This window comes from Brachybacterium kimchii (genome assembly GCF_023373525.1).
Classification (GTDB): Bacteria; Actinomycetota; Actinomycetes; order Actinomycetales; family Dermabacteraceae; genus Brachybacterium; species Brachybacterium kimchii.
On record NZ_CP097218.1, the window covers coordinates 3,108,196 to 3,128,995 of the forward strand.

Genomic DNA, 20,800 nt, shown 5'->3' on the forward strand with positions numbered 1-20,800 from the left:
CGCCTACTGTCCCGGATGGGTCTCCACATTGGTGTTGAGATGCGCCCGCAGGCCCGAGACGACGAGGTCATGATCCTCTTGCGAACTAAGCCCGGAGGCGGTGATCGCAGCCACCACGCCGACGTCTCGCACTCGGATCGGAAAGGACCCCCCGGTGACTGCGTAGTGCTCATCCAGCCAGCCGATCGATGCGGGGTCTACGCCGGCAGCACTCAACCGTGCATCGACCAGCGCGCTCGAGGATTCCAGACGTAACGTGACCGCGGCCTTGCGGTCGGCCCACGCCTGCTGGTCCGGGGTTGCACCGGGCAGCACCGCGCGGAACAGGAGGAGGTTGGGCCGCCGGATGTCGAGCACCACGCCGTGGCCGGCTTCCGCTGCGATGCTCTGGGTGAGCACGCCGAGCGCCCACGCGTCCTCCGGGCTGAAGCGGGGCAGCACGAGCTCCCGCTCCTCGGTCTCCAAGGCCTGGATGTCGAGAGAAGCGGATCCGGGGGCCATCAGTTGGCACCCTGTTCCTGTGCGGGTGCTTCGCCGAGCGCGGGAGTGGCGGCGCTGAGATCCTGTGGAGGCGCAGGAACGGCGGCGGTGAGGACCTGCTCCCGTGCAGTCTCGAGAAGCTCCATGATCGAGATCGTCTCCGCGTGCGTGTGCACTGGGGACTCGTTCCGGCCTTGGCCCGCGAAGCGGGCGAGTGCGGTGGCCTCGTAGGAGAGCGCGGCGAACCCGCGCAGCATCGTGGGATCCACCCAGCGCACGGACGGTGAGCCATGGGCTGCAGCGGTGATGGTGAAGGTCGAGGGGTTGTAGAAGGGGCCATCGACCTCTACGAACGCACGGGTTCCGCTGATGGTCGCGGTGGTGGGGGTGCGCTCGAGCATCGAGGTGTAGAGCTGTGAGACGGCGCCGTCGGCATGCGTCGACACCACGGCAGCGGACGCATCCACCCCCGTGGCCGTGACTGAGCCTCGCACCTCGATCGATGTGGGCGCGCCGAGGACCATCGTGATGAACTGGGCCGGGTAGACGCCGAGGTCGAGGAGAGCGCCCCCGCCCTGTTCGGGGTCGTTCATCCTATGGCTGGCGGGCCGGATGATCTGCTGGCCGTGGTCTGCGACGACGTGGCGCACGTCCCCGAGATCGCCGCCCTCGACGAGGGCTTTCAGTACGGAGGTCTGCGGGAGATAGCGGGACCACATGGCCTCCATGGCCAGCACGCCTGCTGTCTCCGCGGCCGTGAAGATCTCTCGGGCCTCGCGAGCGGTGACGGTGATCGGCTTCTCGATGAGCACGTGCTTGCCGGCTGCGATCGCAGCCAGTGCGATCGACGCGTGCTCGCTGTGGGGCGTGGCCACGTAGACCACGTCGACCTCGGGATGCGTGACGAGAGCTTCGACGGAGCCCACGGCGTGCTCGATCCCGTAACGGGCCGCGAAGGCCTGTGCGTTGTCGCGCGAGCGGGAGCCGACGGCGACGAGACGCTGCGCGCTGTGAGCGCTCAGGGACGTCGCGAATTCTCCGGCGATCCATCCGGGACCGACGATGCCCCAGCGCAAGGAGGGCTCTCCTGTGCCGGGCAGATAGATCGTGGGATCGGGAAGGGCGGTGAGCATCAGTGCCTCCGAGGTCGGTCGTCGTGTGAAGGGCCTGGCGAAGCCGCTTAGCACGAGCTAACATGTGACGACGCAGAGCTTATCACGTGCTAAATGTGCCTGATCGGCCGACGGCGATCCGTCACCACGCACCGCGAGACTCGAGGAGGAGTCGATGGCCACCTGGCCCAGCACCCAGATCACCCCGCCTGCCACCGCAGCACCGCCCGCAGGAGGTGGCTCGGAGAAAGAGGTGGGGTGGGGCTTCCTCGCCGCGCTCGGCATCGCCCAGTTCGGGATCTACGTGGCGATCCTGTCTCCCGTGTACGTGAGCCTGCAGCTGAAGGCCCAGGAGATGAACCCTGAGAATCCTGCGGTGGTGCTCGGCATCGCCCTGCCTCTCGGTTCGCTCGGTGCGATCATCGGCAATCCGCTCTTCGGGATGCTCAGCGATCGCACGCGCACACGGTTCGGGCGTCGTCGCCCCTGGCTGATCGGCGGCATCCTCACCTTGATCATCGGCCTCGTCGCCGTCGCCGCGGCACCGACGATCCTCGTGCTCACTCTGGCGTGGCTTCTGTGCCAGCTGGGCTCGAACGCCGCCTACTCCTCACTGATGGCCAGCTTCGCCGACAATGTTCCCGCGGTGCGCCGGGGTCGGGCCGCGAGCATCCTCGGCCTTGCACAGAACGTCTCGATCCTCGCCGGCACCTACGCCGCCGTGCTGCTGGTGGCCAACCTGCCTCTGCTGTTCGTGCTTCCGGGCCTCGTTGGACTCATCTGCGTCATCGTCTTCGTCATCATCGCCCCCGATCGTTTGCCGGTGCAGCGACCCGAGCCGCTCTCCCTGCGGGTACTGCTCGGCACGTTCTGGACGAACCCCCTGGTCCACCGCGACTTCGGCCTCGCGTGGTGGTCGCGCTTCCTGATCACCCTGGCGACCTTCCTGTTCACCACGTACCGCCTCCTGTACATGCAGGACCACCTCGGTATGGAACCCGCGGCCGCCGTGGGCGCAGTAGCCAACGGAGTGCTGATCTACACGATCGGGCTGATGGCGGCCACGGCAGTCTCCGGCTGGGCGTCCGATCGGCTTCGGCGGCGAAAGGTCTTCGTCGCGGGGTCGACCCTCGTCTTCGGTGCGGGCCTCGTGCTGCTCGCTTTTGCGCAGACGGTGACGACGTTCTACCTCGCCGAGCTCGTCATGGGCATCGCCTACGGAGTCTATGTGGCGATCGACTACGCACTCGTGGTGGACGTCCTGCCGGACCCGGAGCATCCCGGAAAGGACCTGGGGGTCTTCAACATCGCCAGTGCGCTTCCGCAGTCCTTCGCGCCCGCGCTCGGTGCGCTGTTGCTGAGCGTGGGCGGTGGCGGGAACTATCCGGTTCTGCTCTGGGGTGCGGGTGCCGTCGCGTTGATCGGCGTTGTCGTCGTGCTGCCGATCCGCACCGTGCGCTGAGCACCCCCGGCAGGATACGAGTGTGGCCACTCGGCGCTGCGGTGGTGGGCGGCGATTCAGGAGCCCATGCGTCCTCGGTCAGGCTGTGGGGCGGGGGCGAGGTGAAGCTGTGCTCTGACGCACCACCAGTCTCGCCGACGTCACCTGGCGCCTCCCCTCTCGAGCGGCACGACCGGGAGTGGCCTCTTCCGGTGGGTGCCCGCCGTGGAGCCGATCGAGCATGATCGAGAGTGTCGCGTCCACTGTCTCCTCGACATCCTGGTGGACCGTGGTGAGTTGGTGATAGGACAGCTCGGCCAAGCGGTTGTCGTCGAAACCGACGACCGACATCTCCTCAGGAACCCTCACCCCGGCCCGTGCCAGTACAGCGAGAGCGCCTGCGGCGGCATGGTCGCTGCCGCACACGATCGCGGTCGGCCATTCGTCTCGGCCCAGCACACTGCGCGCCGCCGAAGCTCCCGCTTCCTCGTCGAATCCTGCATCGACGACATCTGCTCGAGCTTCCAGGCCGACGGCAGCCATGGCCTCTCCGTATGCCTCGGCGCGATCGGCTCCCACGGTGCCTCCGGCTGCGCCTCCCAGATACGTGATCTGCCGATGGCCGAGCGCAAGCAGGTGGTCGACGACCCGACGCAGGCCGGCCCGCTCGTCGACGTGCACCGTGTCCAGGGTGGTGTCCTCGGACCACTGCCCGAGGAGGACGACGGGAACTGCGCTCCGCGCGGAGTCGAGCACTTCCGTTCCGGGCTCGGGATTGAACACGGCCAGAGCTTCGACCCGCTGCTCGATGAGCTCCCGGGTCACCGTCTCGGTGTCCCGTCCTGGTCCGCGAGGTTCGGTGACCACCGTGTACCCGTGTTCAGCTGCTCGGGCGAACATCCGCTCCACCACGTCGGCCTGGAACGAATTGTGCAGGGAGAAGGCCACTCCGATCGTGCGGGTAGCGCCCTGCCGGAGCAGCCGGGCCGAGGCGTTCGGGCGGTACCCGAGATCCCTGGCGGCCGTCAGGATCCGTTCCCGGGACTCCGCGCTCGGCCCTTCGGCGCCGCGCAGCACGAGCGACACCAGTTGACGGGACACACCGAGATGATCGGCGATGTCCTTCATCGTGGGCAGCCTCCGCGCTCGACGGTCGGGGAGGGAGGGGCGTTCGGGCATACACGTGATTCTGCCAGGCCGTTCGGCTGGTACGCCTCTGAGACGGAGCAGGTCACGGGCCGGCCGGATCACGGAGATCAGGAGATCCCTCGCCTCAGCGTTCGCGGATACGGATGTCGCGCCAGCGACAGACCGCACCCCGCCCCCATCTCTCCTCGCCCATCCCGGGATCGTTGTCGTGCACCTCGAAGGCGATGTGCCCGCGAGGACCGAGCGTCGACCAGACCTTCTCCGCGTCGTAGCCGGGATAGGCGAACGATGCGCAGTCGATCTCCGCGACCATCACGCCGTTCACCCACGTGGTGACGTGCGGGGGAGTCCCCTCGCACACGATGCGCAGACTGTTCCACCCCCGCCATCGCCAGGCGGCGAGGAATTCACCCGCATCGCCGGCCCGGGTCAGCATGGCGCGCTTCGCCTCGGTGATGGGCTCGACCGATTCGGCCGGGTCCTGCTCCTGGAGCCCGACAGGTCGCCCCGCGTCGTCGAGAAGGGCGTCGACGGCGAAGGGGACGCCGTGGAAACCACCTATTCCGTTGCCGTACACGCCCCCGATCGAGCCGGACCGACGATGGTCCACGAGGATCTGGAGGCCCTCCCAGGTGTCTCGTGCCCGACGGATCATCACGCCCGTGTCGGCGGGCCAGTCCGGACGCATCTCGAGCTCCAGCTCGAAGTCCCCGAATGACTCCTCGCTGACCAGGTAGCCGCCCCATCCCGGGGCTTCCGGGTCCTGTCGCCCGACGATCGCACCGTCCTCCACCGACCACACGGCCGGGTGCTCCTCGGCTCTCTCGTTGTAGTCCGCCGGGAACCCGAGTCCTGAGCCGAGGACGGACGGACCTCCGGGGTACACGGATCCATAACTGCGTGGTGCGGGGAACCATCCATCCAGTGAGGCCCCATCGAAGAGCGAGCGCCAAGGTGCGGTCACCGTCGATCTCCTTCGACTGCCGCGGAGGCTCCGCTCCTCGTGCACGTGCCCGTCACGGCGTACGACGGGGTCTTCTCCGACGACGGCGGCCGCGCCACGCGAGCCTTCGCGTAGATCGCATCCAGGAGCTCCATCGTCGCGACGATGTCGCCCTGCTCGGTATCGGCGGGGCGCCCCGTGGAGAGGGCGGTGACCACGGCGTCCAGCTCGTGGTCGTACGTCTCCCGCCCGGCGACGGTCCATGTCCGGCTGACGCCGCCGATCATCGAGGTGATGCTGTGCCCGCGATGGGGGAGCACGAGATTGTCGATGCGCAGCATGCCGCGTTCACCCGTGATCTCTACGGGTGCTGCGAAAGCGACTCCGGGCGCCATGCTTGCGTGGAGATGCGCGGCGGAGCCGGCCATCGGCCCGTCGGGGATGCGCAGATCCGCATCGATCGTGAGGTCCGCGCCGAGCGGATTGGCCTCATGGGTCGCGCGCTCGACGATGGGTTCCGTCGCCGCGAGCGTACGTATCCAGTGCGCGGGATAGCAGCCCAGGTCCATCAGGGCGCCGCCGCCCAGCTCGGGGACATGTCGGATCGATGTGGGGGAGTAGGGGTTGTCGGCGGTGAAGGAGGCATCGAGGCGGGTGATGCGGCCCAGTGCGCCGGAGCCGATGATCGAAAGGAGCTCGGCGATCACCGGATGGTAGTGATCGTGGAACGCCTCGATCAGATGGAGCCCGCGCTCGCGTGCGATGGCCACGGCTCCGCGCGCCTGCTCCGCGTCCATGGCGAACGGCTTCTCGCACAGCACGTGCTTGCCTGCGCGGAGAGCCTCGATCGACCATCCCGCGTGCAGCGCCGGCGGAAGTGCCACGTAGACCAGGTCGATGTCGGGGTCTGCGAGGAGAGCCGGATACCCCTCGTACGCCCGCGGGATGTCGTGCTCCGACGCGAAGGACCGGGCAGAGGAGAGAGACCGCGCGGCGACCGCGAGGACCTGGAGGTCCGAACGGCGCCGGGCGGGACGGACGAGCGCCTGCGGAGCGATGCCAGCCGCGCCGAGGATTCCGATGCGGATCACGGCCGGTCCTCCGTCTCCACCGGGTAGTCGACGTAGGCGAGCCGAGAGCCGTCGGGCGCCCAGCTGTGCACGTTCATCGTGCCCTGTCCGCCCAGCACGTGCGCGACGTCCCGCACCCCCGAGCCGTCGGCGGCGCAGGTCCTCACGAAGACGTCGAGGTCCGGCGGATGCCCCTCCGTGCCGGGAGGGAAGCTGACGTAGGCGAGACGTGCGCCGTCGGGGGAGACGTGGGGGAACCAGTTGACGCGCTCGTCGAAGGTCAGTTGCTCGATCCCCGACCCGTCCCGGCGCATGCGGAAGATCTGCGCGTGACCGGGGACTGTGCTCGCCCGCTCGGAGTTGAAGTAGATCCAGGTGCCGTCGGGGGAGTACTCGGAGCCGTCGTCGGGGAAGCGGTCATCGGTGAGCTGGGTGTCCTCGCCTCCGGTGGTGGGGATCGTGAACACATTGGGCGGGGACCAGGTGCCGTCCTCGTCGGCCGTGAGGCCGATGTACGCGAGCTCTGCGCCGTCGGGGCTCACCCCGTGCAGGAAGTGGAGGCGGCCGTCCTCATTCGTGATGCGGACTGCCGACCCGCCTGCAAGAGGCGCCCGATGGATGTGCCCGTCCTCGCAGGACACGAAGACATGCTCGCCGTCAGGGTCGAGGACGTGGTCGTTGTTCAGGGCGGGCAGCTCACCGTGGTCTATCCGCTCGGGTTCCGAGGAACCGGCGAGCAGGATCTTGAACAGGGAGCCGTCACCGTTCACGTAGAGCGACTCTCCGTCGAGCGACCAGTTCGGCGCCTCGAACAAGATCTCGGACGACTCGAGGACGAGTGTGGTCTCGCCCGAGTCGACGTCGACGATGTGGATACGTGAATGCTGCCCGTCGGCGAGGGTGCGAGGGGTCATGGTCATCTTTCCTTCAGAGTGAGTTGTGGGGGTACAGGACAAGGACGGCGCGTTCCCGGTGCGGAGCGGGGACTTGATGAGGCGGTCGGCCAGCGCGACAGGGCGGACGAACTGGCGGCTCGCTCCAGGTGGCTCTCACTTCACGGCACCGGCCGACAGGCCTCTCTCGAACTGCCGTTGCAGGCAGAGATAGGCGACGATCCCTGGGATGCCTGTGATCACGGCGGAGGCGAGGATCTTGGTCTGGTCGTCGTTGTACTGGCCCTGGTAGAAACTCGGAACCTGCGTGACGACCTGTGAGCTCGCATCCTGCAGGAACAGCAGGGGAAGCAGGTAGGAGTTCCAGGTGCCCACCAGCGTGAGCACGATGATCGCGGCGGCGATGGGACGGGTCAGCGGCAGAACCACGTGCTTGAACGCCTGGAACGTCGAGGCGCCGTCGATCCGCGCGGCCTCCACGAGGGCGTCCGGGATGCCCGCGATGAACGTGCGGGTGAGGAGCACCGCGAACGGGATCTGCAGTGCCGCGAGCGGCAGCACGACGGCCCAGTAGGTGTTGTAGATGTTCGTGACCGACGCGGTGACGAACAGAGGCGTCACCAGCACGATCTCGGGGAGGGTGAGGGCCGCGAGCAGCAGCCAGAAGAAGAACTCCTTGCCGTGGATGTGCAGCTTGGCGAAGCCGAAGGAGGCGAGCATCGTGCAGAGGTAGACGAGGAGGATCGTGAGCCCCGCGATGATCAGGCTGTTGCGGAAGAACAGCGGCAGCTGCGGGAGGGAGAGCACGACGAGGTAGTTGCGCCATCCGATGCCCTGCAGCGATCCCTGGATCATCGCGATCAGCGGGATGAGGAACGGGATGACGAGGACCGTGACCAGAGCCTGCAGGCCGAGCCTGCCGAGGCGCGTGCGTGCTTCGAGCATCAGCGGGTCCTCTTCTTCTCGCGGTTGCCGGAGTTCAGCAGCGCCGCCATGGCGATGGCCAGCACCAGCAGGAGGATCGAGAGCGCAGAGGCGTACCCCACGTCGCCGAACGGCACGGCCTGCCGGTAGATGTACGTGCCCAGGAACTCCGTCGCATAGTTCGGTCCTCCCTGCGTGACCAGGAAGGGGATGTCGAACAGCTTGAGGGAGGCGATCGCGGTGAGCATCGCGAGAGCGACCACGGTCCCCCGCATGCCGGGAAGGATGATGTTCCACAGCATCCGGAGATTTCCGGCGCCGTCGATGCGAGCCGCCTCGAGCGTCTCGGACTCGATCTGCCCCATCGCGGAGTAGTAGAGGATGAAGGAGATCCCGGTCGTCTGCCAGATCTGCATGATCATCAGGACCAGCAGCGCCGTCCCGGACTGGGCGAGCCAGGGTTGGGAGATGAACCCCAGGCCCACGGACTCGAGGACCGTGTTCACCGGCCCGTCCCCGGCGAACAGGATCCGGAACACGGGCGCCATGATCGCCGGGGCGAGGACCACGGGAACGAACACGATCACCTTGTAGAGGGCCGCGAAGCGGACACGCGAGTGCAGGAGTGCCGCAAGAAGAACCCCGAGGATCGTCTGACCCAGGAAGGTGACGACGAAGTAGACGATGGTGTGCCGGATCGACCCCCAGAAGATGGGGTCCTGCAGCGCGCGGCGGAAGTTCTCCGTGCCCACACCTTCCGGATGCGGGCTGATGCCGTTCCAGTCGAGCGTCGATGCCCAGGCGTTGTAGCCGATGCAGAAGTACACGATTCCGCCCGATACCACGAGGGCGGGGAGGATCCAGAGGAAGCCGTTCGGCCGGAACGGATGGGATCGGCGGCGGGCACCGCCTTCCCTCCGGCCCTCGGGTTCCGATGGCATGGAAGAGTGGGTCGAAGCGACTGCGTCGGGGGCGAGTGCGCTGGTCATACGAGTTCCACCGTCTTCACGAGTTGGGTGATGGCTTCGGTGGGGGACGTGCCGCCCTCGAGCACCGAGATGACTGCCGATCGGAGCGCCTCCGAGACTGCGGGCTTCGCGTACTGATCGCGTGACTCGGAGCTCTCGGTGGCCACTTCGTAGAGCTCCTGGATAGCGGGGACCTGCTGATCGGCATCCACCAGGCCGATGTCGTTCCACGCCGGTTCGGTGCCGACGCGGGCTGGGATGAGGTCGATGGCGTTCGCGATCGTCTGCGCCCCGGTGGTCGAGGTGGTGAGCCAGAGAGCGAAGGTGGTCGCCGCGGCGGTCGACTGCGAGCGCGCATTGATCGAGAGCCCGTAGTCGAGTTCGCCGAAGATCGGGGAGACGGAGCCGCCGTCGACCATGATCGGGAAGCGAGTCGGCATCTGGAGGAAGGGCTCAGGGTCGCGGACTCCTGCTGCCTGCATCGAGGAGACCGCGCTCTCCCGACCCGAGTACTGGGCGTACCAGGTGCCCATCTGCACCATGGCCGCCTTCTGCGACATGAAGGCGTTGTTCGCGTCCGGATACTGGGTGAGTCCGACGACGTCGTCACGGATGATGCCGTCATCCTTCATCCTCGAGAAGATCTCGAGGCCCTCCGCGAACACCGGATCGCTCCATGGACGCTCGCCTTTCAGCGCACTGATCCAGGCGCCAGGCTCGATACTCCCGACGATGGTCCGCCACGTCTCGACGACGAAGCCGTCGGACACGGCGCCCATGGCCATGCAGTCCTTGCCATGGGCGCGGAAGATGGCGGCGACGTCCACCCATTCGTCGTACGTGGTGGGGACCTCGACGCCGTAGTCGTCGAACATGGACTGGTTGACCCAGATGCAGCCCGCTGCGACGCCGCCCATGCCCACGGCAGCGACGGAGCCGTCCTCCCGGGTCAGGCCATCGTGAGAGAAGGTGAAGCTTTTGCGCCAGTTGGTGCCGAGCTCCTCCTCGAGAGCGGGCCGCAGGTCCAGGCCGAACTCCCCGAAGGTGCCGAAGTCGGAATTGAGGCCGCCGAGGGCGACGCTGAAGATGTCCGGACCCGAATTGGACGTGAGCCCGGCACGCAGCGCGGCCTTGTAGTCCGAGTTCTCGAAGTTCTTGTAGGTGACCTCGATGTCCGGGTAGGTCTTGTTGAACGTCGCGATGTACTTCTCCGCGACGCCGGTGTCGGGTGTCCAGCTCCACCAGTTGATCGAGCCCGAGGTGGCGGAACCGGCTGCTCCACCGCTGCGCACATCGGTGCCGCCGCATCCCGCCAGCAGTGCGGGGCCTGCGGCTGTCGCCAGTCCTATGCCTGCGAGCCCGACGGCGCGTCTCCTCGAGAAGACGCTGGTCGGCCACAGTTCGTCAGCCATTCTGGAGTCCTCCTCATCATCGAGTGGAGTGCCCGCGCGGAGCGGGTGGCTGGAAAGCTAGCACGAAATCGCCAACTTAGATACAGTGAGTAAGGAAGTGAGGAGAGCTCGTGACACGACGACGTGGACAGACCTCGGCGCGGGACAACCGAGGGGCCCTGCTGGACCTGATCCGGTCGGCGGGGAGCATCAGCAGGGTGGAGATCGCCGCGCGCTCCGGCTTGACGGAGGCGACGGTCTCGCGCATCGTCAAGCAGCTCGTGCAGTCGGGGATAGTGATCGAGACCGGGCGCGGCAGCTCGACGGGAGGCAAACGGCCGACCCTCCTCGAGCTCAACCGCACGGCGCGCTTTGCGGTGGGGATACTTCTCAGCGACCGGCGGACGACGTACGTACTCACCGACCTCTCGGGGGCCGTGGTCGCGTCCGACGAGGCCGCCGGCACCGCGCACATTCGTCGCGGCGACGTCGCGGCGACCGCTCCCGGCGTGATCGATTCCCTGCTGGAACAGGCCAAGGCGCCACGCGAAGCACTGCTCGGCATCGGCGTCGCGATCCCCGGCCGCGAGGAGTACGGCGAATCCGGTCCGCGTCCCGATCCCGAGTGGCGCCCGGAATGGGACTGGGCGGCGGTCGAGCAGGATCTCGCGAAGGCCACAGGCCGACCGATCTCGGTCGAGAACGACTCGACCTGCGCCGCCATCGGGGAGTTCTGGACGACCCAGGGGTCCGCCGCCGCAGATTTCGCGGTGGTCAACCTCGCCTCGGGCATCGGCTTCGGCCTGGTCACGGCTGGGGACGTCTACCGCGGGGCGACCTCGAACGTGGGGGAGCTCGGTCACGTGATACTCGACGTGAACGGCCCGGAGTGCACCTGTGGCAGCCGAGGCTGTCTCGAGATGCTCGCTGCGTCGAAGGCGATCGTCCGAAGTGCGCTGGGCGACAGGGCATTCGCGCACGACCTCGCGCTGAGCGGAGCACCGGAAGACGCCCCGGACGACTACGACCGCATCGCCCGTGCGAGTGCAGACGGCGATGGGAGGGCCACCGCGCTCATCGTCGACGCGGCTCGCCTCTTGGGGAAGGCGCTCGTCTCCGTCACCAACGTGCTGGATCTGGAGCGCATCGTCCTCACCGGCCCTGCACTCGACCACGTGGGCTCTGAAGTTGCGCGTGTGGTGGGCGAGGAGCTGTCGGACCACGCCTACGTTCGGCGCATCCATCCGACCCACGTGCAGCTTTCCCGCAACGGCCGCCTCGCCTCATCCATAGGCGCTGCCTCTCTCGCCATCCATGAGCAGCTCGGCGGTTTCCACCGGACAGCGGCGCCTCAGGAGTCCGCGGACCACGAACAGTCGATACGTCAGAGGAGCACCAAGGAATGAGCACGACAGATGACATCCATGTCCCGGCTCTCAAGGACAACCGACCGTGGAAGCGATCGGCGGGGAGCAGCGAGCTGCCCCTCACGGCCGTCGGCCTCGGCGGAGCACCGCTCGCGAGCATGCCCGCCGTGCTGGGTTACGAGGTGCCCTCGGATCGCGCCGTGGATCTTGTCGAACGCGTCCTGACGAGCCCCGTCGGAGTCATCGACACGTCGAACGGGTACAACGACGGCGAGAGCGAGCGCCGCATCGGGAGGGCTCTGGCGAATATCGGTCCGGCCTCCGGAACCCTCGTCGTCACCAAGGTCGACGCGGAGAGGCGCGACTACTCGGGTGACCGCGTGCGTGCATCCGTGCGCGAGAGCCAGGAGCGGTTGGGCATGGACCACCTTCCGCTCGTGCACCTGCATGACCCGGAATTCCACGATTTCGACGATCTCTCGGGGCCGGGTGGTGCCGTGCGGACGCTTCTCCAGCTCAAGGAGGAGGGCGTCATCGGCGCGATCGGGGTCGCGGGCGGTCACGCGCCGACGATCTCTCGGTACGTGGAGCTCGGCGTCTTCGATGCACTGCTCGTCCATAACCGCCTGACCCTTGTGGACAGGAGTGCCGAAAGGCTCTTCGAACGGGCGGCATCGCGAGGGATGGCCGTCTTCAATGCGGGGATCTACGGCGGCGGCATCCTTGCGTCGCCCGAGGCCGGACGGTCGACCTACGCATATCGGCCCGCATCGCCCGCGGTCCTGGAGGCCATCGCCTCCATGCACGCAGCGTGCATCCGTCATGGCATCCCACTCGCCACGGCTGCGCTGCAGGCGTCTCTCCGAGAACCGACCGTCGACTGCACTCTCGTCGGGATGAGCCGACCGGAACGGCTGGAGGCGACCCTGCGCGCGGCCTCCGAGCCGATCCCGGAATCTCTCTGGCACGAACTCGACGAACTGCGTCCATCGCCTGAGCTGTGGATCGACGCGCAGGGCTGAGCCCGCCCCGCTGTTCTCTGCCTGAGCACCCGCGCCGCCCCGGTCGCCCGCCGATCCGTCCGAACTGCCCGACAACCCGAACAGCCGAGTCACCGAACACCAGGAGAAGCAATGCCCCACGCACGCGTCGATCTTCATCGCACCCACGCCGACCGTCTCGAGGAGATCAGCTCAGCGATCCTCGCCGGCATGGTGCGCGGCCTCGACATGCCGGAGGACGATCTCTTCCAGATCTTCCGGCTGCACGAGCCCGGCGAACTCGTCTTCAGCAGGACGTTCCCCGAAGCGGATCGCGACGACATCATCTTCATCGAGATCCTGGCCGGTCGTGTCTACGACGCGGAGACGAAGCATGCGGGGATGGTCGCCGTCGCGGACGAGCTCGAGAAGCTCGGGATCAAGCGCGACAACCTCTTGATGCATGTCGTGGAGGTCGAGCGCACGGACTGGTACTCGCCCGGAACGCTGGCTTCATGATCGAGCACGCGCGTGCACCATGGGTCAATACCTCGACGACGACGAACAGCGCCCCTCTCCCCGAACCCACGCGTTTCGCTCTGATCGGTGCGGGCTGGAGGTCCCGGATCTTCGTCGATATCGCACGAGCGCGTCCGGATCTCTTCACCCTCACCGCTGTCCTCGCCCGTAGGCCCGCGGCGGCGCGCGAACGCCTGGGAGCCGACGTCCCGATGGTCGAGGATCTCGATTCTCTCGGTCGCTCCCGGCCCGACATGGTGGTGGTCTGCCTTCCGCGCGAGGTGATGCCCCGCTGGATCGAAGCGCTCGTGGACCGTGGTCTGGTGGTTCTGTGCGAGACGCCGCCCGCGGGAGACCTCTCCGAGCTGCGGGCGCTCTGGAGCAGGGTCGGCGACGCGAACGCGGTGCAGGTGGCGGAGCAGTATCTGCGGATGCCTGAGAACGCCGCGGCGCTCACGGTCTCCCACTCCGGCCTGATCGGCGCCCCCACCTCGGTACATGTGTCCTCGACGCACGACTACCACGCGGTCTCGATGATCCGCGGGCTCCTCGGAGCCGGCCGGGGTCCCGCCACGGTGCGCTCCCATCGCCGCACATCACCCCTCGCCGACCCTCTGGACCCGGACGGGTGGACCGGTGACATCGAGCCGAGGCCCCGCACGACGACCTTGGCGACGATCGACTTCGACGACGCCGGAGTCGGGCTCTACGACTTCACCGAGAACCAGTGGTGGAACCCTCTCCGACAGGACCATCTGACGGTCCGAGGCACTCGCGGCGAGATCCGCGACGGCAGCGTGGTGAGGATGCTCGATGCGACGACCCCTGTGACTGCGGAACTGCGCCGACGTCGCACCGGTGAGGGTATGAATCTGGAAGGGTCCGACACGGCGACCATCAGCCTCGGCGACCGTGTGCTCTATCGCAATCCGTTCGAGGGCGGACGCTTCAACGACGACGAGATCGCTGTCGCGACGATCATGGCGGAGACCGGGGAGTGGGCACGTGATCGGCCTGCGCGCGATGCCGCTGCCGAGGGGCCCTATCCCCTCGCCGATGCCTGCCACGATCACGCGATCGCATGTGCGTTCGCGGACGCGACCGACGAGCCCACGAGGGTGGCCGGCGAACCCTGGATGTCGGGCCGCCACTGAGTGCCGGTGCCGACGTCCGGCCACCGCACGACTTCAGACCCGCGAGCCGTACCAGGCCTGGCATCCGTCGGCGCCGGGGGCGGTGGTGATCTCGAGGAGCTGCCCGGTGGAGGTGCGCACGAACGTGGGGGAGTAGTTCGGGCACGGCGAGTCGTCGGGGTCCTCCACGGGCACGGGCGCGGGCTCGGTCGCCCAGGAGATGTCCCCGGTCAGCGAGCTGTTGCGGGTGCGCAGCAGCACCTGTCCGTTGATCGGGGAGATCGCACCGTCCACGGTGTAGTGCATCTGGGAGCCCAGGATCACCGAGCCGTCCGCATCCAGGGTGAGGGTCGGCGTGTGGCGGGGCTCGGTGCCGTCATCGGCGACGATGGCGGCGTCCCTCGCGGTGACCGGACCCCAGTCACGGGGGTCGTCGGCCGTGCGCACGAAGAGGCGGCAGGCGTCCGTCGGGCTCTCCCCGCACACCTCGTAGGTCATGGCCCAGCGGCCGTCGGGCAGGCGGCGCACGTTGGGCATGCCCGGCCGGGACGTCGGGTCCTCGAGCTCGATCACGGGCACCGGATCGGTCCAGGTCAGGCCGTCCGTGGAGGTCTGCAGGACGATCTTCTGGGAGTGGTGCTCGCCGTCGGTCTCATCGCAGTACAGCAGCACCAGCGTGCCGTCGTCCGTGGTCGCGAACTCCGGCTCCCACAGCCCGCCCTCGTTGGCGGCGGCATGGGTGATGGCCACGCGCTCCCAGCTGCGTCCGAGGTCCGTGCTCGCCCAGACGCGGATCGTCATCCGACGCTCCGCACGGTCGGCGCCCACCGAGGCGCTCCACAGCAGCGCGCCCTCGGGCAGGTCGCCGATCGCGCGCGGCAGCTCGTAGAGCGTGGCGCAGCAGATGCCCTCCCCGCCCTGCGTCGCCTCGTCGAAGACCTTTCCGACCTGGGCGAACGTGGCGCCGCCGTCGGTCGACTCGAAGATCGCGCCGGAGCCCTCCGCGCCGTCGGCCCCTTCGAAGGTGACGACGGAGGCGAGCAGGCGGTCGTCCGCCGCGCCCTGGTGCGCGAGGCGGATCGCGCGCGGGTACAGGCCGATGCCGTCCTGCAGGAGGCGGGGCGACCGGTCGGCCGGGCCGGCGCCGACGCCTGTGCCGGCTCCGTCGGACCGTCCTCCCGTTCCGTCGGGTCCTCGTCCCGTCCCGTCGGCCGATGCGGGGCCGGTGATACCGGCGACAGCGGTGCCGGTCAGGGCGGCGGTGAGTGCGGTGGTCAGGGTGCGACGTTGCATCTGCGTCACGTCCTCTTCTGGGGTTTCCGGGACTACCGGGTTCTCTGGAGCCGGATCATGGTCCAGCTGATCGGGGGCAGGGTCGCGGTGAGGCGGGAGCTCGCGGGGGCGTCGCCGCCCGTGTTCTCGAGGGTCACGTCCTGCAGGGGGTGGGGGACGACCCGGTCGGGGCGACGGGCCGAGTTCGTGCGGTGCGGGTCGTCCTCGTGCAGCAGCACGGCGTCGGCGAGCTCGAACCCTGCGTGCCCGCCGCCCCCTGCTCGCTCGCCGACGTCTGCGTCCCCGAACGCCGCGAGGTCCATGTCCAGCTCGAGCGCGTCGGCCCCCGAGCGGTTCACCGCGAAGACGGCGAGCTGCCCGGTCTCCTCGTCCCACGTGGCGACCGAGTAGAGCGCCGCGCTCTCGCCGAAGCGGCTGTTCTCGACGGCGGGGGAGTCGACGCCGGTCACGAGCACCTGGCCGCGCGCGTGCCGGGAGGTCAGCGCGAAGGGGTGGAAGATGCTCTGGCGCCAGGCCGCTCCGCCGACCTCGGTGCGGATCGGCGCGAGCACGTTGACCAGCTGCGCCTGCGAGGCGGAGGCCACGCGGTCGGTGTGCCGCAGCAGGCTGATCAGCAGCGATCCGACCACCACGGCGTCCTGTGCGCTGTACGTCGACTCGGCGAACCGGGGCGCGACGGGCCAGTCCGAGCCGCTCGGCTCCTTGCCCGCGTCCCCGCGCGAGGCCGCGACGTTCCACTCGTCGAAGCTGATCATGATGCGCCTGTCCGCGCCACGGAGCGCCCGCACGTGGTCGCTGGTCGCGACGACGGCGTCGATGTAGGCGTCCATGTCGTCGGCCGAGGCGAGGTAGGAGGCCTGGTCGCCGTCCTCCTCGCGGTAGTAGACGTGGGCGGAGAGCATGTCGATCGCGTCGTAGCCGGCCTCGAGCACTGCCTGCTCCCAGGCCCCGAACGTCGGCATCCCCGCATGGGAGGATCCGCAGGCCACGAGCTCCAGGTCGGGATCCGCGCGGCGCATGGCGCGGGCCGTCTCGGCCGCGAGCACCGCGTAGTCGCGGGCGGGCACGTGGCCGAGCTGCCAGGGCCCGTCCATCTCGTTGCCCAGGCACCACATGCGGATGCCGTAGGGTTCCGCGTGGCCGTTCAGCGCGCGATGGTCGGCGAGGTCGGTGCCGACGGATCCGTTCGCGTACTCGAGGACGTCCAGCGCCTCCTGGGTCCCGCGGGTGCCGAGGTTCACCGCGTACATCGGCTCGACGTCCGCAGCGTCCGCCCAGGTCATGAACTCGTCGAGGCCGAAGGCGTTGGTCTCGGTGGAGTGCCAGGCGAGATCGCGGCGCACCGGGCGGTGCTCGCGCGGACCCACCCCGTCCTCCCAGCGGTAGCCGGAGACGAAGTTCCCGCCCGGGTAGCGCACGCTCGAGACGCCGAGCTCGCGCACGAGCTCGAGGACGTCGGTGCGCAGGCCGTCGGCGTCGGCGCTGGGGTGATCGGGCTCGAAGATCCCCGTGTAGACGCAGCGCGCCATGTGCTCGACGAAGCTGCCGAAGGTGCGGCGGCGCACGGGGCCGACGGCGAGACGGGGGTGCAGGTGGACGGCGGCGTGCAGGGTCATGACCGACTCCTCCGGCCCACGGGATCGAGGGCAGCAGATGCACAGCGGGCCGCCGGGGACCGTTCCCCGGGGCGTTCGGACGTGTCCGCGGGCCGATGCTTGCCGACTCTAGTTCAACGATGTACCTTGTGCCACACCTCACAACGAATCCGCGGGGTCTCGACGGGGAGACCGGGCTGCGACGACGCAGACGCGACACGGACGGGACGAGGCAGAACGGATCCCATGAGACGACGACGATTCCTCACCGGAGCCCTCGGGGCCGCCGCCGCTGCGACCACGGCGAGCGCGGCGAGCGGCTGCGGGAACCTCCACTCCTCCGACCCCGACGTCCTGACCTTCATGTTCCGCGGCTCCACGGAGGAGCGCGACGTCTTCGCCCGCGCCGTGGACGTGTTCATCCGCCGCACCGGCATCCAGGTCAACCTCATCTCCACGAGCGTCGACCAGTACGCGACGAAGCTGCAGACCGCGATCCTGGGCAACTCCACGCCCGACCTCTTCTACCTCGAGCCCACGCGCACCATGGCGTACGTGACCAACGGGGTCCTCGCGGACCTGTCGCAGTACGTCGACGCCACCGACCTGCCCGTCGACGACATCTGGCAGGCGGGCCTGGACCTCTACCGCTTCGACGGGGAGAGCATCGGCAAGGGCCCGCTGTACGCGATGCCCAAGGACGTCGGCCCCTTCTCCTTCGGGTACAACAAGACCCTCTTCGAGGAGATGGGCGTCGAACCGCCCGACCCCGACGAGCCGCTGAGCTGGGACGAGTTCCTGGACCGCTGCAAGGCCCTGACCGGCGACCGCGACGGCGACGGGAAGACCGACAGCTGGGGCAACTCGGTGAACATCACCGCCGAGCTGCACTCCTACGTGTGGTCCAACGGCGCCGACTGGGTCGACGAGGACGCCCGCACCGTCACCGTCGACACCCCCGAGTTCGCCGAGGCCCTCCAGTACGTCGTCGACCTGCGCGAGAAGCACAAGGTCACGCCCTCGATCAACGAGTCCGAGGGGCTCGACGGCTACCAGCGCTGGCTGCGCGGCCAGATCGGGTTCTTCCCCGTGGCCCCCTGGGACCTCACGCTCTACCGCACCCTCGACTTCGACTTCGACCTGTGCCCCTACCCGACGGGTCGCTCGGGCGTCTCGGCGACCAACGTGGGCTCGCTCGGGATCGGCGTCTCCGCGAACAGCCGGCGCCCGGACCGCGCCGCCGAGCTGGCCATGTTCCTCTCCTGCGACCCGGAGGCGCAGGAGATCATCGTCGGCCAGGGGCAGACGATCCCCAACACCCGCACCCGCGCCAAGGAGTGGGTGAAGGACACGTCGATCGAACCGCAGAACAAGCAGGAGTACATCGACATCGTCGAGGACTACGGGCACTTCGTGCCCAACACCCGCACCTACACCCCCGAGTGGCTCGACACCTTCTTCACGAACATCCAACCGGTGCTCGAGGGCCGGCAGGACGTGGGGGAGTACCTGAAGGCCACGCAGCCCGTGATGCAGGGATTCCTGGACCAGGGCTACGACCAGCTCCGCATCGACCAGGAGGCGAACTCCTGATGAGCGCCACCACGCCCGTCGGCCCCGCCGCGAACACCCCGCCGCCCGCAGCTCTCGTCCGGCCCGGCCGACGCTCCGCGCGCGCCTCGGCCGGGGCCCGCACCTCCGGCGCGTCCCGGCCGCCCGGCCGCGGCCGCCTCACCCGCCCCGAGCGGATCTGGGGCCGGATCTTCATCGCCCCGCCCGTGCTCGGCTTCGCGCTGTTCGCCCTCGCCCCGCTGCTGTTCTCCTGCTACGCGGCCTTCACCCACTGGAACGGGCTGTCCTCCCCGGTGTTCTCGGGGCTGACGAACTTCCGGACCATGGCCGGCGACCCGCAGTTCTGGCAGTCGCTGTGGAACACGCTGTTCCTCATGATCGGGATCCCGATCGGCCTCGCGATCTCCCTCGCCCTCGCGATCGCGCTGAACCGGCGCATGCCCGGCCGCGCGGCGTTCCGCGTCATCTACTACCTGCCCGGGGTGTCCTCCGTCGCCGCGATCTCGATCCTCTGGCAATGGGCGCTGAACGGCGACTTCGGCCTGGTCAACGAGCTGCTGCGCATGCTCGGCATCGACGGCCCCAACTGGCTCGCGGAGAAGACCTGGGTCAAGCCGGCGCTGATCCTCATGGGCGTCTGGAAGGGGCTCGGGTTCTCGACCCTGCTCTACCTCGCGGCCCTGCAGTCGGTGCCGCGGAACCTGCTCGAGGCGGCGATGCTCGACGGCGCGGGCGCCTGGCGGCGCTTCCGCCACGTCACCCTGCCGATGCTCAGCCCCGTCACGTTCTTCCTGGTGGTCACTGGCATCATCGGCGGCGCCCAGATGTTCGCGGAGATCAACATCATGACCCCCACCGGTGGCCCCGAGTTCGGCTCCGCGACCATCGTCTGGTACATCTGGCAGCAGGGCTTCCAGAACCTCAAGCTGGGATACGCGACGGCGATGTCGCTCGTGCTGGGAGCGCTGATCTTCCTGGTCACGGCCTTCCAGTTCTACCTGAACTCCCGCAACGTCTTCACGGTGGAATGAGGAGGCCCGACATGGCTGCCACCAGTGCCGTCCCGACCGCCCCGCTGCAGACCTCCGGGGTCGCGCCCGATGCCGCCCGCCGTCGGCGGAAGAAGAGCGAGCGCCGCTTCCAGACCCCGGCCGACGTCGTCGTGTTCGTGGTCCTCTGCCTGGGCGCGTTCACCATGCTGCTGCCGCTCGTGTGGATGCTCTCGACCTCGCTGAAGACCCAGGAGAACGTGTTCGCGCTGCCTCCGCAGTGGATCCCGAAGCCCGCCGAATGGTCGAACTACCTCCGGGTGTGGGAGGCCGGGCCGCTGCTGCGCGGCATCGTGAACTCCGCGATCGTCTCCCTGACCGTGATCACGGTGGGCACGGTGACCTCGTGCTTCGCCGCCTACGCGTTCTCGAAGATGCGGATCCCCGGCAAGAACGCCCTGTTCCTCGCGCTGCTGGGCGGGATCATGATCCCGTTCCCCGCGCTGATGATCCCCACCTTCATGCTGTTCTCGAAGATCGGGTGGGTCGACACCCTGCTGCCGCTCATCGTCCCCGGGCTGTTCGGGAATCTGATGATGGTGTTCTTCCTGCGCCAGTACCTGATGAGCGTGCCCGACTCCCTCATCGAGGCCGCCGTGATCGACGGGGCGAACCATCCCCAGATCTTCTGGCGGATCGTGCTGCCGCTGATCCGTCCCGCGATCGCCGCCCAGGTGATCCTGTGGTTCATGGGCACCTGGAACGACTACCTGGGCCCGATCATCTACCTGAACTCCGAGAACGTGCACACCCTGCAGCTGGTGATCGCGAACTTCAACGCGACCTACGCGGTGGAGACCGACTACCCGCTGATCATGGCCGCCTCGATCATCGCGCTCGTGCCCGTGCTCGCCGTGTTCCTCGTGTTCCAGCGCCAGATCATCGAGTCGATCGCGCTGACCGGGAACAAGGGCTGAGCCG

The 20,800-nt window shown here is 68.4% G+C and carries 19 protein-coding genes; 8 read left to right on the forward strand and 11 right to left on the reverse strand.

Annotation, left to right across the window (positions count from 1 at the left end; all coding sequences use genetic code 11):
* Window positions 1-3: 3 nt before the first annotated feature.
* A complete protein-coding gene (locus tag M4486_RS14225) occupies window positions 4-501 on the reverse strand; it encodes a heme-degrading domain-containing protein (protein ID WP_249477887.1) in 498 nt (165 codons plus the stop codon).
* A complete protein-coding gene (locus M4486_RS14230) occupies window positions 501-1,613 on the reverse strand; it encodes a Gfo/Idh/MocA family protein (RefSeq protein ID WP_249477888.1) in 1,113 nt (370 codons plus the stop codon). The genes M4486_RS14225 and M4486_RS14230 overlap by 1 nt, the downstream gene beginning before the upstream one ends.
* A gap of 154 nt (window positions 1,614-1,767) precedes the next feature.
* Between M4486_RS14230 and M4486_RS14235 the strand changes: the two genes are divergently transcribed.
* Entirely contained in the window at window positions 1,768-3,054 is a 1,287-nt protein-coding gene (locus M4486_RS14235; protein WP_249477889.1) for an MFS transporter, read from the forward strand.
* Between the two features lie 78 nt (window positions 3,055-3,132).
* Here M4486_RS14235 and M4486_RS14240 read toward each other — a convergent pair whose 3' ends face one another.
* From M4486_RS14240 to M4486_RS14270, 7 genes are all read right to left on the reverse strand, one after another.
* A complete protein-coding gene (locus tag M4486_RS14240; RefSeq protein ID WP_249477890.1) occupies window positions 3,133-4,161 on the reverse strand; it encodes a LacI family DNA-binding transcriptional regulator in 1,029 nt (342 codons plus the stop codon).
* Window positions 4,162-4,306: 145 nt separating this feature from the next.
* The gene (locus tag M4486_RS14245; protein WP_249477891.1) at window positions 4,307-5,146 is read right to left on the reverse strand and encodes a 3-keto-disaccharide hydrolase; all 840 of its coding nucleotides are present in this window, start codon (window positions 5,144-5,146) and stop codon (window positions 4,307-4,309) included.
* Window positions 5,143-6,216, reverse strand: coding sequence for a Gfo/Idh/MocA family protein (locus tag M4486_RS14250; protein WP_249477892.1), 1,074 nt, complete (start codon window positions 6,214-6,216; stop codon window positions 5,143-5,145). The genes M4486_RS14245 and M4486_RS14250 overlap by 4 nt, the downstream gene beginning before the upstream one ends.
* Window positions 6,213-7,109, reverse strand: a complete 897-nt coding sequence (locus M4486_RS14255; protein WP_346731751.1) for a TolB family protein — start codon at window positions 7,107-7,109, stop codon at window positions 6,213-6,215. Before M4486_RS14255 ends, M4486_RS14250 begins: the two co-directional genes overlap by 4 nt.
* Window positions 7,110-7,244: 135 nt before the next feature.
* Complete coding sequence (locus M4486_RS14260) at window positions 7,245-8,033, reverse strand: carbohydrate ABC transporter permease (protein WP_249477894.1); 789 nt, start codon at window positions 8,031-8,033, stop codon at window positions 7,245-7,247.
* Complete coding sequence (locus M4486_RS14265) at window positions 8,033-8,953, reverse strand: carbohydrate ABC transporter permease (protein ID WP_249477895.1); 921 nt, start codon at window positions 8,951-8,953, stop codon at window positions 8,033-8,035. The genes M4486_RS14260 and M4486_RS14265 overlap by 1 nt, the downstream gene beginning before the upstream one ends.
* A gap of 44 nt (window positions 8,954-8,997) precedes the next feature.
* Window positions 8,998-10,392: an ABC transporter substrate-binding protein gene (locus tag M4486_RS14270; protein WP_249477896.1), complete on the reverse strand. Its 1,395-nt coding sequence runs from the start codon at window positions 10,390-10,392 to the stop codon at window positions 8,998-9,000.
* A gap of 110 nt (window positions 10,393-10,502) precedes the next feature.
* On the opposite strand from M4486_RS14270, the gene M4486_RS14275 reads away from it, so the two are divergent.
* The 4 genes from M4486_RS14275 (at window position 10,503) to M4486_RS14290 (ending at window position 14,391) form a co-directional block, all read left to right on the forward strand.
* A complete protein-coding gene (locus M4486_RS14275) occupies window positions 10,503-11,777 on the forward strand; it encodes an ROK family transcriptional regulator (RefSeq protein WP_283257931.1) in 1,275 nt (424 codons plus the stop codon).
* Window positions 11,774-12,760, forward strand: a complete 987-nt coding sequence (locus tag M4486_RS14280) for an aldo/keto reductase (protein WP_346731752.1) — start codon at window positions 11,774-11,776, stop codon at window positions 12,758-12,760. The genes M4486_RS14275 and M4486_RS14280 overlap by 4 nt, the downstream gene beginning before the upstream one ends.
* Window positions 12,761-12,871: 111 nt before the next feature.
* Entirely contained in the window at window positions 12,872-13,237 is a 366-nt protein-coding gene (locus M4486_RS14285) for a tautomerase family protein (protein ID WP_249477899.1), read from the forward strand.
* Window positions 13,234-14,391, forward strand: a complete 1,158-nt coding sequence (locus M4486_RS14290) for a Gfo/Idh/MocA family protein (protein WP_249477900.1) — start codon at window positions 13,234-13,236, stop codon at window positions 14,389-14,391. Before M4486_RS14285 ends, M4486_RS14290 begins: the two co-directional genes overlap by 4 nt.
* Window positions 14,392-14,424: 33 nt before the next feature.
* On the opposite strand, the gene M4486_RS14295 is transcribed toward M4486_RS14290, so the two are convergent.
* Together M4486_RS14295 and arfA are read right to left on the reverse strand one after the other, a co-directional pair.
* The gene (locus M4486_RS14295) at window positions 14,425-15,663 is read right to left on the reverse strand and encodes a sialidase family protein (RefSeq protein ID WP_249477901.1); all 1,239 of its coding nucleotides are present in this window, start codon (window positions 15,661-15,663) and stop codon (window positions 14,425-14,427) included.
* Between the two features lie 32 nt (window positions 15,664-15,695).
* Window positions 15,696-17,279 carry an arabinosylfuranosidase ArfA gene (arfA, locus tag M4486_RS14300; RefSeq protein ID WP_249477902.1) on the reverse strand — a complete coding sequence of 528 codons (1,584 nt, stop codon included), beginning with the start codon at window positions 17,277-17,279 and terminating at the stop codon, window positions 15,696-15,698.
* Between the two features lie 225 nt (window positions 17,280-17,504).
* Between arfA and M4486_RS14305 the strand changes: the two genes are divergently transcribed.
* The 3 genes from M4486_RS14305 to M4486_RS14315 are packed head-to-tail and all read left to right on the forward strand — an operon-like array spanning window position 17,505 to window position 20,796.
* The gene (locus tag M4486_RS14305) at window positions 17,505-18,851 is read left to right on the forward strand and encodes an ABC transporter substrate-binding protein (protein WP_249477903.1); all 1,347 of its coding nucleotides are present in this window, start codon (window positions 17,505-17,507) and stop codon (window positions 18,849-18,851) included.
* Window positions 18,851-19,861, forward strand: a complete 1,011-nt coding sequence (locus tag M4486_RS14310; protein ID WP_249477904.1) for a carbohydrate ABC transporter permease — start codon at window positions 18,851-18,853, stop codon at window positions 19,859-19,861. The genes M4486_RS14305 and M4486_RS14310 overlap by 1 nt, the downstream gene beginning before the upstream one ends.
* An 11-nt stretch (window positions 19,862-19,872) precedes the next feature.
* The gene (locus tag M4486_RS14315) at window positions 19,873-20,796 is read left to right on the forward strand and encodes a carbohydrate ABC transporter permease (protein WP_249477905.1); all 924 of its coding nucleotides are present in this window, start codon (window positions 19,873-19,875) and stop codon (window positions 20,794-20,796) included.
* The last annotated feature ends 4 nt before the right edge of the window (window positions 20,797-20,800 follow it).

What these genes read in the sequence shown, in the direction of transcription:
- M4486_RS14290 (WP_249477900.1), top strand. Translation starts at nt 13,234, where the DNA reads ATGATCGAGCACGCGCGTGCACCATGGGTCAATACCTCGACGACGACG.
- M4486_RS14295 (WP_249477901.1), bottom strand. Translation starts at nt 15,663, where the DNA reads ATGCAACGTCGCACCCTGACCACCGCACTCACCGCCGCCCTGACCGGC.
- M4486_RS14310 (WP_249477904.1), top strand. Translation starts at nt 18,851, where the DNA reads ATGAGCGCCACCACGCCCGTCGGCCCCGCCGCGAACACCCCGCCGCCC.
- M4486_RS14225 (WP_249477887.1), bottom strand. Translation starts at nt 501, where the DNA reads ATGGCCCCCGGATCCGCTTCTCTCGACATCCAGGCCTTGGAGACCGAG.
- M4486_RS14255 (WP_346731751.1), bottom strand. Translation starts at nt 7,109, where the DNA reads ATGACCCCTCGCACCCTCGCCGACGGGCAGCATTCACGTATCCACATC.
- arfA (WP_249477902.1), bottom strand. Translation starts at nt 17,279, where the DNA reads ATGACCCTGCACGCCGCCGTCCACCTGCACCCCCGTCTCGCCGTCGGC.
- M4486_RS14305 (WP_249477903.1), top strand. Translation starts at nt 17,505, where the DNA reads ATGAGACGACGACGATTCCTCACCGGAGCCCTCGGGGCCGCCGCCGCT.
- M4486_RS14260 (WP_249477894.1), bottom strand. Translation starts at nt 8,033, where the DNA reads ATGCTCGAAGCACGCACGCGCCTCGGCAGGCTCGGCCTGCAGGCTCTG.
- M4486_RS14230 (WP_249477888.1), bottom strand. Translation starts at nt 1,613, where the DNA reads ATGCTCACCGCCCTTCCCGATCCCACGATCTATCTGCCCGGCACAGGA.
- M4486_RS14235 (WP_249477889.1), top strand. Translation starts at nt 1,768, where the DNA reads ATGGCCACCTGGCCCAGCACCCAGATCACCCCGCCTGCCACCGCAGCA.
- M4486_RS14240 (WP_249477890.1), bottom strand. Translation starts at nt 4,161, where the DNA reads ATGAAGGACATCGCCGATCATCTCGGTGTGTCCCGTCAACTGGTGTCG.
- M4486_RS14265 (WP_249477895.1), bottom strand. Translation starts at nt 8,953, where the DNA reads ATGCCATCGGAACCCGAGGGCCGGAGGGAAGGCGGTGCCCGCCGCCGA.
- M4486_RS14315 (WP_249477905.1), top strand. Translation starts at nt 19,873, where the DNA reads ATGGCTGCCACCAGTGCCGTCCCGACCGCCCCGCTGCAGACCTCCGGG.
- M4486_RS14285 (WP_249477899.1), top strand. Translation starts at nt 12,872, where the DNA reads ATGCCCCACGCACGCGTCGATCTTCATCGCACCCACGCCGACCGTCTC.
- M4486_RS14270 (WP_249477896.1), bottom strand. Translation starts at nt 10,392, where the DNA reads ATGGCTGACGAACTGTGGCCGACCAGCGTCTTCTCGAGGAGACGCGCC.
- M4486_RS14280 (WP_346731752.1), top strand. Translation starts at nt 11,774, where the DNA reads ATGAGCACGACAGATGACATCCATGTCCCGGCTCTCAAGGACAACCGA.